At 36.6% G+C, this 12,181-nt stretch carries 13 protein-coding genes and 1 pseudogene; 10 read left to right on the forward strand and 4 right to left on the reverse strand.

Annotation, left to right across the window (positions count from 1 at the left end):
- From ABH966_RS26390 to ABH966_RS26400, 3 genes are all read right to left on the reverse strand, one after another.
- Window positions 1-186 (reverse strand): hypothetical protein (locus ABH966_RS26390; RefSeq protein ID WP_370083621.1); only part of this gene is annotated, 186 nt, incomplete at its 3' end.
- A gap of 22 nt (window positions 187-208) precedes the next feature.
- A complete protein-coding gene (locus ABH966_RS26395) occupies window positions 209-562 on the reverse strand; it encodes a DUF4260 domain-containing protein (RefSeq protein WP_370083623.1) in 354 nt (117 codons plus the stop codon).
- On the reverse strand, window positions 549-989 hold the full coding sequence (locus ABH966_RS26400) for a MerR family transcriptional regulator (RefSeq protein ID WP_370083625.1): 441 nt from the start codon (window positions 987-989) through the stop codon (window positions 549-551). The genes ABH966_RS26395 and ABH966_RS26400 overlap by 14 nt, the downstream gene beginning before the upstream one ends.
- Before the next feature lie 125 nt (window positions 990-1,114).
- On the opposite strand from ABH966_RS26400, the gene ABH966_RS26405 reads away from it, so the two are divergent.
- The 6 genes and pseudogenes from ABH966_RS26405 (at window position 1,115) to ABH966_RS26430 (ending at window position 6,919) form a co-directional block, all read left to right on the forward strand.
- Window positions 1,115-1,390: a sigma factor gene (locus ABH966_RS26405; protein WP_370083627.1), complete on the forward strand. Its 276-nt coding sequence runs from the start codon at window positions 1,115-1,117 to the stop codon at window positions 1,388-1,390.
- A 207-nt stretch (window positions 1,391-1,597) separates the two neighbouring features.
- Window positions 1,598-3,052 carry a tetratricopeptide repeat-containing diguanylate cyclase gene (locus ABH966_RS26410; protein WP_370083629.1) on the forward strand — a complete coding sequence of 485 codons (1,455 nt, stop codon included), beginning with the start codon at window positions 1,598-1,600 and terminating at the stop codon, window positions 3,050-3,052.
- A gap of 234 nt (window positions 3,053-3,286) precedes the next feature.
- Window positions 3,287-3,802: a sigma-70 family RNA polymerase sigma factor gene (locus tag ABH966_RS26415; RefSeq protein WP_370083631.1), complete on the forward strand. Its 516-nt coding sequence runs from the start codon at window positions 3,287-3,289 to the stop codon at window positions 3,800-3,802.
- Window positions 3,789-4,451, forward strand: coding sequence for a TIGR04104 family putative zinc finger protein (locus ABH966_RS26420; protein ID WP_370083632.1), 663 nt, complete (start codon window positions 3,789-3,791; stop codon window positions 4,449-4,451). The genes ABH966_RS26415 and ABH966_RS26420 overlap by 14 nt, the downstream gene beginning before the upstream one ends.
- A gap of 147 nt (window positions 4,452-4,598) precedes the next feature.
- A pseudogene (locus tag ABH966_RS26425) lies at window positions 4,599-5,135 on the forward strand (biotin transporter BioY); the annotation flags it as partial.
- Between the two features lie 209 nt (window positions 5,136-5,344).
- Complete coding sequence (locus ABH966_RS26430) at window positions 5,345-6,919, forward strand: amidohydrolase (RefSeq protein WP_370083634.1); 1,575 nt, start codon at window positions 5,345-5,347, stop codon at window positions 6,917-6,919.
- Window positions 6,920-7,046: 127 nt separating this feature from the next.
- Here ABH966_RS26430 and ABH966_RS26435 read toward each other — a convergent pair whose 3' ends face one another.
- Window positions 7,047-7,268, reverse strand: coding sequence for a hypothetical protein (locus ABH966_RS26435; RefSeq protein ID WP_370083636.1), 222 nt, complete (start codon window positions 7,266-7,268; stop codon window positions 7,047-7,049).
- Between the two features lie 254 nt (window positions 7,269-7,522).
- On the opposite strand from ABH966_RS26435, the gene ABH966_RS26440 reads away from it, so the two are divergent.
- The 4 genes from ABH966_RS26440 (at window position 7,523) to ABH966_RS26455 (ending at window position 11,997) form a co-directional block, all read left to right on the forward strand.
- Complete coding sequence (locus ABH966_RS26440; RefSeq protein ID WP_370083638.1) at window positions 7,523-9,295, forward strand: glycerophosphoryl diester phosphodiesterase membrane domain-containing protein; 1,773 nt, start codon at window positions 7,523-7,525, stop codon at window positions 9,293-9,295.
- Window positions 9,296-9,723: 428 nt separating this feature from the next.
- Entirely contained in the window at window positions 9,724-10,671 is a 948-nt protein-coding gene (locus ABH966_RS26445; protein ID WP_370083640.1) for a stalk domain-containing protein, read from the forward strand.
- A 233-nt stretch (window positions 10,672-10,904) separates the two neighbouring features.
- The gene (locus ABH966_RS26450; protein ID WP_370083642.1) at window positions 10,905-11,477 is read left to right on the forward strand and encodes a cysteine hydrolase family protein; all 573 of its coding nucleotides are present in this window, start codon (window positions 10,905-10,907) and stop codon (window positions 11,475-11,477) included.
- Window positions 11,452-11,997, forward strand: coding sequence for a GNAT family N-acetyltransferase (locus ABH966_RS26455; RefSeq protein WP_370083644.1), 546 nt, complete (start codon window positions 11,452-11,454; stop codon window positions 11,995-11,997). Before ABH966_RS26450 ends, ABH966_RS26455 begins: the two co-directional genes overlap by 26 nt.
- Window positions 11,998-12,181 lie beyond the last annotated feature (184 nt).

Raw genomic sequence — 12,181 nt, forward strand, 5'->3', positions numbered from 1 at the left:
TAAAAGCGGAAAAATCGCTGATAGAACCACGAACATCGCTGATAAAAGCGGAAGAATCGCTGATAGAACCACGAACATCGCTGATAAAAGCGGAAGAATCGCTGATAGAACCACGAACATCGCTGATAAAACCACAAAAACCGCTGATATAACATCAAACATCGCTGATAAAACCATCCAACCCATCGATACAATCACAACTTCTAACTTAAGCTATTTGTTGTAAATGAGTTTTAGTAAAGGCATCATCATATTTTAAACCATAGCCTAGCGTACGATCTAAAAATATATGAGCAAGCCAAATTATAGAGGCCATTAGTAGCGGGGGCGATACTGTGGCAAAGCCTATAATCAAGAGAATGGCTGGCACGACTAAACTATGGCCAATATTGTAAAATAACGCGCCAATTTTAGTGTTTACTATGTAGCCTAACATCGTTATATCCGGTAGTAATAAAAACAATATAAAATAAAGGAACGAAAATTCAAAATACCTGTAGAAAAATATACTTACTAAAAATGCTATTAAATATTCCAATGAGATAATTTTACGCAGTTTCATGATGACCACTTCCTTCTTGTAATTTATTATACATATCCTCGATAAGTGAGCCGATGACCAACTTATTTTCTGCGTATTTTCCATCAGCCATTAATGTTTGAGTGAGCTGTAAGGATTGTAGAGCCTGCTGATAAAAAAATAACTGCTTTTCAATGTGGGCGATCTTTGTTGAGAATAACTGTACTGTTTGTTGATTGCAGGCATTTGAAGTTGGCTTTTGCTCTAGTGTTAGAAGCTGTTTGATTTCTTGTAATGTAAAGCCGAGCTGTCTTAATACTAAAATAAATTTTATTGTATGTTCACAAGTGACATCATACACTCGATAACCATTGTCCCGTTTAGTTGGGTGTAGTAATCCTTCTTTTTCATAGTAACGTACGGTATCAGTAGATAAATTATACTTAGTTGCAAATTGTTTGATAAGCATGTGAGCACCTCCTAAATTTATCCTAACATTGGAGTATGCTCCAATGTCAATACGGTAATTGAAATTTTTAAAAAAATGGTGAAACGGTCGTTGAATGGCAGTCGTTTATAGTGTAAGAGGGGGAGGTGGACGGCATACTTGAAAAAATTATGGATGAACATGCAGAGCATTTATTGCGTCTCGCCTATTTTTATGTGAAAAATAGACACGCGGCAGAGGACATCGTGCAGGAGGTTTTTATCAAATTTTCACAGCATGATTATGAAGAACGTGGACAGCTACGTGCTTATTTATCAAGGTTAACGATTAATAAAAGCAAGGATTATTTAAAAAGCTGGCATTACCATTCTGCAAGTCTCTTTAAAGAAGAGACTTGTTTTTTCTGTGCTTGGAAATTATAGTTTTTGTACTGTTATAAATATTCAAAGTATAAAAAGAGTCATTTTTATAGGGTTATGTATTATCTTTTTGGGAGAAATGGATCACTGTATGGTATTTTAAGGTTAAAATTACTCATTAATTTGAAAATAAATGAGTCTGAGGAATTGTAATATTATGCACATAAAGATAGTATTAAAGAAGTAGGGGTTAATATAAGGAGGGGCGGTATGAACACACAGGAGTTTGACGAACTATGGATTACACTAAATGAATTGTATGATGCGAATCGCTTTATAGAATATATAGAATTAAGTAGTGCCGCAATTGAAAGTGCTATTGAACTTGGTATGTATAAAAAAGCAATCCTGTTATTGCGTTATAGCTGTGCAAGCTATTTCCAAACAGGTGATTTGCAAGTTTCCATTAGTGTGCTTGAGCAGTATCGCGAATTAACCTTTCAATATGGCGATGATATTGATTTAATCCACCATTATATTTTAGCAGCCATTTATTGGGGAACGTTTGGCCATATAAAGAAGTCTAAAGAGTTTATGATTAAAGGACTAAAGATTGCTGAGCGTATTCAACATATAGATAGTATAGGGAAAATTTATAATAATTTGAGCGACTTGGAAAACTCTTTAGGGAACTATCAAAAAGCGAAGGATTTTGCATTAAAGAGCTTATACTATGCTAATTATTTCGAGAAAAAACATGAAAATCCATATTCAGGGATTATGTATTCAAAAATAAACTTAGCTGTTGCACAAATTTCCCTGGAGGAATTTGATGAAGCAGGGGAATTATTGAAAGAGCTGTTATTGACGGTTCAGAAACCACCTTATTCAAAGCTACAATTAGAAGTTATAAATGCCTATGCTTTACTTTGTGAAAAACAAGGACGCATTGGCGAGGCTATTGATTTGTACCAAAAGTCGAAGCACTATGCCTTACAAAATAATGATTTAGCTATGCTTCAAACAATCTACAATTCTTTGGTGAAGCTAATAGAAAAGCAAGGTAATAAACTTGTATTGTGCTCGATACAAAAGGAATATATTGACATTTTATTAGAAATTCAAAGGGAAAATTATACTCATTTATTATTTGAGATGGAGTACAATGACCAGAAAAAACATTTTGAAAAAACCTCTTACATTGATCCATTAACGAATATTTATAATCGACGCTATTTTGATCAGAATGCAGAGAAAATGCTGGAGAAAGCTTCAGTAGAAAATCAGCAATTAGCATTAATGATGATTGATTTAGATCATTTTAAAGAAATCAATGATGCAAATGGTCATTTATTTGGTGATGATGCTTTAACGATTACTGCAACAACATTAAAGGACTATTTTCAAGCATTTGAGTCGATCGTTGCTCGTTTTGGCGGGGACGAGTTTATTGTACTTTGCAAATTACAGGAAGGTGAATCTATTCAAACGATGACGGAAAATCTCAATCAAACATTAAATTCTCTGTCCTTAATAATTAATGATGAGACCGTTCAGTTGGAATTTAGTATTGGTGTAAGTACAAATAAACAAGGCCGAATTACCGCTGTCGAAGAGCTGATCCATAATGCGGACACAGCACTGTATACGTCCAAGCGCAATGGCCGTAACCAAATCACGTTCTTTAATAAATATAGTGATGTGGGAAATAAACAGGTCAGATGACTGGCGGATTTTAAAATGTAAACGTTTTATTCAGCGAAATATTTTTAACTTCTTTCAGCGGGATCCAAACATCCGCTGGGGCATAATGGATTCAATCATAAAGGATCTGCTTCATTTCAACGAATAGTCGTTGGAGTTTGGCAGATTCTTTTCTTTTTAAAAATTTTTTTTGAAAAAATGAATCGGAAATAAAATGGCATCCGTCAGTAGTTTAGAAAGAAGGTGGGACAACAAATGGATATCGAAAAAATTATTGCAGAGCACGGTGACTATTTACTCAAGGTTGCTTATTTATATGTGAAAAATGAAGCAACAGCTGAAGACATTGTGCAGGATGTGTTTATCGCCTTTTATCAAAAGCAGGAGCAATTTCGTCAAGAATCATCATTACGTACATATTTAGTGAAAATGACGGTCAATCGAAGCCATGATTATTTGCGTAGCTGGAAAAGTAAACGACTGACACTCTTTGAAAAAATAACAGGGCGTCCGACAGCAGTCACGCCTGAAAAAGAATTTCTTGCTAAGTCTACAAAACGAGAACTAGTGGAAGCTTTGTTTACATTATCTGTGGCATATAGGGAAGTACTGATTCTCTATTATTTTGAGGATATGACAACAGTGGAAATTGCACAGCTCGTATGTTGTCCAGAAGCAACAATACGTACAAGATTACAGCGTGCGAGAAAGCAACTTGCAACAACAATCGGTGATTATGATTGGGAGGTGTTACGCCATGAATCAATTTAAAGAAGATGTACTAAATGAACTTCGGGATGTAAAACTTACAGATGAAAAAAAACAAGCAATTGCCCAAAAAGCTCGTAGTAAAACTAAACAAAAAAGAAGTAGTCCATGGCAATATCGTTTGGTACTAGCAACGTTTACGCTTTTTGTCATTGGTTTTAGTTATTTATTATCACATAATAAAAATTCAGGGAGTCATCAGGCAGCTAGCTTACAGCAAGAAGCGGATACATGGAGTATATGGACATTTTTACAGAATGATTTCGTAAAAGGTATATTGTTTTTTAGTTTTTTTGTAGGTATTACTTTTATTATTAAACGTGTGCTAATCAAGAAAGGATATGGCCTACCGGTGTGCATTGAGTGTGGGGAAACTTGGTCAGAGAAGCAAGCTCGAAAAATGTACCGAAAAAATGGACAACTCGAATGCCCTTATTGTGGGAAAAAACAATATCGCACAAAGAAATCTATGCAAATGGGTGGCATTTTAGCATTTCCGGTTCCTTTAATGTCTTTTATGCATTATATTTTTAATAATTTTACGATTGGGATTATTTTCTTTATAGTTGCATTACTTATTTATTATCGTCAATTAGCACCATATGTCTTTGATTTACAAGAAGATGATCCTACCAACGATCCGCTTTGGTAATTTGTGAAGAGAAATTGCTAGTTTACTATAGCAATTTCTTTTTTTATAGCAATTTTTCAAAATAGATTGACAACAGTTTTTATTTGCTTTATCTTTGTGTTAACTTATTTGCAGCATGAGTTAACGTACAAAGGGAGGCCATTTAGTTTGAAAAAGAGTAGTACATATAATTATGTGTTAGCGGCATTTGGTGCAGCGATTATTGCTGTTCTTGCACAAGTAACGATTCCGCTACCACTTATTCCAATTACAGGTCAAACATTAGCAGTAGGCTTAGTCGTAACAATTTTAGGGACAAGAGTTGGTACGTTATCAGTACTGCTTTATATTTTACTTGGTGCAGCAAGTCTTCCGGTATTTAGCGGTTTTTCAGGGGGATTGGGTATTTTAGTTGGTCCTACAGGTGGCTATATTGTTGGATTCCTTGTGACGGCCATTATAATGGGCTTATACTTAGATAAATTTGGGCTTACAATGTTCCACGCAATTGTTGCGAACATCATTGGGATGGTTGTGACATTGGCGTTTGGAACGACTTGGTTAAAAATTGTCGGAGATTTAACTTGGACAGCAGCATTTATGGGTGGTGTAGTACCATTTATCGTTGTAGGTATTGTGAAAGCTGTTCTGGCAGCATGGTTTGGCGTAATTGTTCGTCGTCGCTTAGAGCGAGCACATTTAATTTCTTTCAGCGGGTTCCAAACACCCGCTGAACAGAGGAACTCAGTCAAAGAACGCCACGTCCTGTGGCAATTTATCTGTGGGAAAGCAAAGCGACAGCAACAACACACAACTGAGTGACCAACATCACGTTGGCCCAAAGCGTCCGGCGGATGTCACGGAATTATGCCGAGGCATAATTGATTAGAAGCAATTGCATAGGAGGAATTGTTTTGGCAACGTTATGGACAGGTGGAAAAATTTACACGATGGCGCAAGTTGGCGAAACAGTTGAAGCAGTCCTTGTAGAAGAAGGAAAAATTGTGGCGACAGGCTCAGTAGATAGATTGTCGCCACATGCTACTTCTATACGACATTTACAAGGGAATGTGATGTATCCAGGTTTTGTCGATAGTCATTTACATATCATTGGCTACGGGGAGAAATTAAAGCATATTGATGTCTCGAACGTCAGAAGTAAGGACGAGCTACTGGCAATTATTCGTGAACGGATGACAAAGGTTCCTGCTGATGAATGGGTAATTGCGATAGGGCTTAATGAGACACAATTTGAAGTTCCTATTTTCCCAACATTAGCCGAGCTCGATGCACTTGGTGAAGCACATTTAATCATTAAGCGTAGCTGCCATCATTTAATTTTGGCTAATTCCAAGGCACTGGCATTTGCGGGAATAACAAATGACACACCATCTCCAGAAGGAGGGGTCATTGATAAGGTGGATGGACAGCTAACAGGAGTCTTAAAGGATGCGGCATTGTATATGATTGTCAACCATATGCCTCATATTACGCCCGAGTATATTGAGGACGCTCTTGAAAAGGCGGTAACATCCTTGCAATCATTTGGTTTAGTAGGTGGTCATTCTGAGGATTTAAGCTATTACGGGCCACCGCTTCAACCGATACATGCTTTTCGGAAAATCGTCGAGGCAAAGCAAGCGTTTAAAGTTCATTTATTACAACACCACACGGTATTTGAGGAAGTTGCCAAGATGGAAGAAGCATCTTCTCCGTATTTAGAGTTTGGTGCCATGAAGATTTTTGTCGATGGTGCCTTTGGAGGACGTACTGCAGCTCTTCGTGAACCGTACTGTGATGAACCAGGCAATAGCGGTATGCTCGTACATTCAACTGAACAATTAGAGGAATATGTTCAATTGGCACGTCAACATGAACAAACAGTGGCAGTGCATGCCATTGGAGATTTAGCCATTGAAACAATTTTAAAAGTATTTGCCGCCCATCCTCCTCGCGAAGGTCAATTAGATCGTGTTATTCATTGTAGCTTGGTCGATGAAGGTATTTTAGAAAAACTCGCTGGATTGCCTGTCGCAGTGGATATGCAGCCTCAATTCGTGCAGGGAGAGTATGAGGCAGAACTAGCTAGGCTAGGAGAGGAACGAGCAAAAGGATTACACCCGTTAAAATCGCTATTAAATCGTGGATTAGTTGTTGCAGGTGGCAGTGATGCCCCGATTGAAGTACCAAATCCTTTATTTGGTATATATGCTGCGGTAACAAGACGGAATTTCGGGGAATCCCATAACGGCTACGGTCCAGAAGAGAAGATTTCACGCTTTGAGGCAGTACGACTATATACTGTTGGAGCTGCACAAATAATAGCGCAAGATCATGTTAGAGGTAAAATTGAAAAGGGCTATACAGCAGACTTCACAGTTTTGGAAGAAGATATTTTTACAATAGCTATCGAAAACATTCCACAAGTAAAAGTCGCCTATACGGTTGTTGATGGGCGTATCATTTATGAAAAAACCGCCCAGTCATAACGGAAATCAACCACACATTTTGCGAAATTAAAAATATCCACCTTAATTCATTGACATAATATTTTTATAAGAACATGAAAAACGCTGCAAAGAATAAACTTTACAGCGTTTTTTCATTTTTTAGGAGCTAGCGTCTTTCTGATAAATTTTTCACTTGATGCTCGAGTATTGTCACTCGTGTTGTTAAATCATCTACTTTTTGCTGAAGTGTTTCTTGGGGAGGCAAAGGAGCAGTCGATTTCATTTTTTTAATCGTATTAATCATCACGAAAAATATCGCTAGGAAAATGACAAAAAGTACGGTTGTACTAATAATATCACCAAGATTAAACATTGTTTGTCTCATCATTATTAGCCCCCTTATTTTGTATTGATTGTATTATTTACTGGGTTACATACAAAAAAGTTTCAAGAAAATATTTATAGACACTAAAAATACAGAAATCTTATCATTTTTCCTTGCATATTATATGGAACAAATTGTATTCCAAGAGCGGAAGGTAATTAGAAATAAATGGCTTTACATATCATATTGGAAGAGCTTATAAAAATCGTAAAGATGCTTAAGATAGGGGATACGATAGGTATGACTGGGGTGAGTAAATGCACAAAGAGGGACAAGTAATGCGACAAGCCTTTTACAATATTTATATGTATCGCATCGATTATATACAGGTTTTCGCGCTGATTAAGTTATTTCAGTTATTATTAATTGTTCCTGTGACGGCTATCGTATTTAAGCTAATGCTACGAGTAACGGGCTTCACACATATTACGGAGCAAAATATTCAAAGTTTTATGGCGCATCCATTTGTCATCTCAATGATCATTCTTTTGATCATGCTCATTTTGCTAGTTATTTATTATGAAATGGGCTTTCTTTTTTTAATGGCTTTTTATCAACAACGGGGAATTCGCTATCGATATCTACACATATGGCAGCAGCTCAATCGTAAGGTTATTTCTTTTTTTAGTATACAAGTCATTTTTTTATTTATTTATATTGCACTTTTATTGCCAGTAGCTTCATTTATATTTCCACTAACGTTAACACAAGCAATGTCCATTCCGCATTTTTTGACAGATGAAATAATGAGCAGTCGCTCGGGTCGTTTACTTTATGCCGTTGTGGTAATTGTTTTTGTAATAGTAGGGATACGTAGTATTTTGGCCTTGCCGATCTTTACAATCCAGCCCAAAATATCATTATTTCGTTCATTAATACACAGCTGGCGTTTTTCAAAGCAGGGCTTGTTTAAACTCCTTGGATTATTAGCTATGCTAGTTATGGTTCTTTTACTTGTGATGCTTGGAATTACACTTATAAGCACCTTGCCATTATATATATTGGAGCGTTTGATACCGAGTACAGCACTTGTCACGGCGGCGATTACTCTTGCTTTTTTAGAAATGGTTTTCGTCGTGTTATTTAGTATACTGCAAGCAATGTTTTCACAAGTAATGGTGACTTTTATCTATAATACACCTGTTTTAGGCAAGTCAAGGTTTACACCGAAATTTCGAAGAAGGCGTTATAAGCCATTGTTATTCATTGTTGTGGTTGTTTTCATCGCCTTAAGTGTGATGAATATCATTTCGTTAGAGAAAAGTGTCTATGCACCAGATACAAAAATTATTGCTCATCGTGGCTTCACGGAGGGTAATGTAGAAAATACAATCAGTGGCCTTGTCAGCGCAGCAAGTGCAGGTGCAGACTTAATCGAGGTCGATATCCAGCAAACGGTAGATGGACAATTCGTTGTATTTCATGATCGAACATTAAGAAGACTGACAGGTAAAAATGGAGTTATATCCAATATGACGCTCGGTGAATTAAAAACGTTAACGATTCATGCTAATGGTTTTAATGACAAAATTTCATCTTTAGATGATTTTATTGAAATAGCAAAAACTTTAAATGTTTCCTTACTGATTGAATTGAAAGTTCATGGTAAAGAAACGGAAGATGTATTGCCCAAGTTAGTAGATAAACTAAAAGCTTATAAGGTGCTCGATACGTATTATGTGCAATCATCAGACCCACAAATGATGTCACAGTTAAAAAAATTGGCACCGAACTTACGTGTTGGGATTGTCTATGCATTAAACATCGGGCCGATGGATGAAACGGTTGATTTTATATCACTTGAGGAAGCATGGGTAACAGATCAACTAATCTCAGAGATGAAGCAACAAAAAATTGATTTGTTTGTCTGGACATTAAATAAAGATCAGTCATTACACGAATTTATTCGGAAAAATGTCAACGGAGTCATCACCGATCTCCCAGATATGGCTTTGAAAATAAGGAAAAAACAAAATGAGCGTGAATATTTTTTACAGCGTATATTAAATCTACTGCAATTTATGTTCTAAATTAATGTGATTAAATGGCAATTGCCCATGGAAGCAGGAAATACTCGCGGAAGGTAAGCAAATACTCGCGAAAGGAGGGCGAATACCCGCGGAAGAAGAGGAAATACCCGCTGAAGATGAGCAAATATTCGCGGAAGGAGAGTGAATACTCGCGCGGAGCAAGGAAATACTCGCGGAAGGAGAGAGAATATTCGCCCGAAGCAGTGAAATACCCGCGGAAGATGAGTGAATACTTGCGCGAAGCAAGGAAATACCCGCGAACCGAACAAAATACTCATCCAAACAGCATAAGAGAAAGCCGTGATTCTTCATCGTAAAAGAATCACGGCTTTTTAGTAGTATGAAAAAAATATTGGTAATGTTGTAACCTTTTCTTTCTATAACCGACTACTACTATGAATTCGTGAAATGAAGGAGATGCTTTTTTTATGAAAATGACGAAAGTTGTACCATTTGCCATGTCAGCATTATTAATCGGGGGCGCTGTAGTAGCTCCAACTGCATCAGCGAACGAAGGAGAAGCGGTTGTGACGAACGCTACTGATAATAATGAGCAAAATCCACAAGTTCAACCTATTTTTATTAAAATAGCTGGAACAATTGAGAATGTTGAAAAACGTGAGGATTCAACATATTACACTGTGAAAGAAGAAGAAAATACAAATGTTTTTGTCGTAAATGACGATACACTAGTTTTCGATAATACTGGTAAAGAAGTTAAACTACAAAAAGGTGATAAAGTAACGGCATCCACGTATGCAAATAAGCCAATGCTGATGATTTATCCACCACAATATAACCCAGAGGTAATTATTGTTGAAACAAAAGAAATGGGAACAGTTGAAGTAGACTTATTCAATAAAGAATTAGTGAATACTGATAACACGCTAAAATTAAATGTTGGTAAAGAAACGGAATTACTCAGCCTATCTGGTAAAAAGGTAAAGGCAGAGGATTTAGCAGAACAACATTTACTAGTGTTCTATACAATTGCAACAATGAGTATCCCAGCACAAACACCACCTTCAAAAGTTGTCGTTTTAGATACGATTGCACAAGAGCCAGGTGAGGTTGATCCGGGTGAAGTGGATCCATCTAAAGCTGCTGTACAAGAAATTATAAATAAAGACTTTTATGAGGTCGAAGGTACTAAAATGGTACCACTGCGTTTAATTGCCGAAGAGTTAGGCTTTAAAGTAGAATCAACAGGAAATGGCGCAATTATTTCTAAAGGCGCATTATCTTATACAATTACACGTGATCAAAAAGAATATGGCTATAATAAAGCACTTCGTCATTTTGAAGTAGCACCAGCTTTATTAGAACCAACAAAAACATATGTACCAGTTGAATTTGTTGAAGAATTAATGAAATAAAATGTTGTTTACCCCCTTCATGGCATCGTGCTGTGGAGGGGGTTTTATCTTGACTCGGTAGATGCTTTAGAAAGGATGCGGCTCACCTGACGCTCTCAAGAAAGTATAAGCCGGAACGGAAATCAACCACACGCTATGGTGATGAGCTATTCATTTCTCATAATTCTCTTTAAATGGAAAGAGTATTTTTGTACAATAAGAGAATTAAAGTCAGATTCCTAAAGGAGAACTATATGAAGCAGGCATTAATTATCGTGGATATGCAGGAAGCATTCTTTTTGGATAGTGAAAACTACTTATTTGATTACGAAAAAGTATTAGAAAACATTAATATGTTAATAACTTGGGCTCGTAATAGTGAAGTTCCGATTATTTTTATCCAGCATACGGATTCAAATAAAGATGACGATTTTGCGTTTGGAAAGCCAGGCTGGGATCTATATCATGGGCTTCTACGACAACCAGAGGATAAAGTGATTCAAAAAACAACGTGGGATGCATTCTATCAAACGGAACTAGCGCAATACTTACAGGAACAACAAATTGAGCAGCTTATTTTCGCTGGTGCTCAAACAGAATTTTGTCTTGATACGACCATCCGAAATGCCTATAGTCGTGGATACCAGCATAATATTTTAGTTGAAGGTGCACATACCACACTAGATAGTCGCATATTAAATGCACAGCAAATTATAAAGCACCACGAGTCTATTTGGCACAATCGATTCGTGAACATTAAGCCAAGTACTTTTTTCAAACTAAGTAAAAGAGGTTTCAATAATGCGCATAAACAGCCAAGAATTTAATATAAATGAACTTCATTATACAATTAGATCTGCCAATATAGAAGATGCCCAAGCATTATCAGATCTGAGGCTACAACTTGATGGAGAGACGGAAAACTTCGATAGGGAACAAGGGGAAGGCTTCATCGATACGACAGGATTTGAAGAAATCATTAAGGAAGACACGGTAAGTCCAAGGAATTTGTGTTTAGTAGCAGTAGTTGATAATCGCATTGTTGGATTTTCTAGATGTGCGGGATCTCCATTAAAAAGAATTGCTCATAAAGTAGAATTTGGTGTAGGTGTTTTAAAGGAATTTTGGCGCTATGGGATAGGAAAAAATTTCTTGAAAGCATCGATAGAGTGGGCTGACACGAATGACATAAAAAAAATGGCCTTGCAAGTTGTAGAGACAAATGACAAAGCAATTTTGCTCTATAAAAAGCTTGGCTTTGAAGTTGAAGGCGTCTTAAAAAATGATAAACTCTTTTCAGATGGCAACTATTATAATACGATTGTCATGGGAAGAATTAAGGCATAATTTTAAAATAAACCCAGCTAAGCAAATAGGTTTTATTAAAAGTCAAGTTATAGGCTGAAACTATTTTAAATAGTGAATTCTTATTTAATGTGGATCTACGTCAAGATTGTAGACACACTCAAGTTAATTTTTTGTGTTGCGCAACGTCCATTTTTGGAGTGTTCCACATCCCGAGTAGACCGTC

It is taken from the genome of Lysinibacillus sp. RC46, assembly GCF_041262385.1.
GTDB lineage: Bacteria > Bacillota > Bacilli > Bacillales_A > Planococcaceae > Lysinibacillus.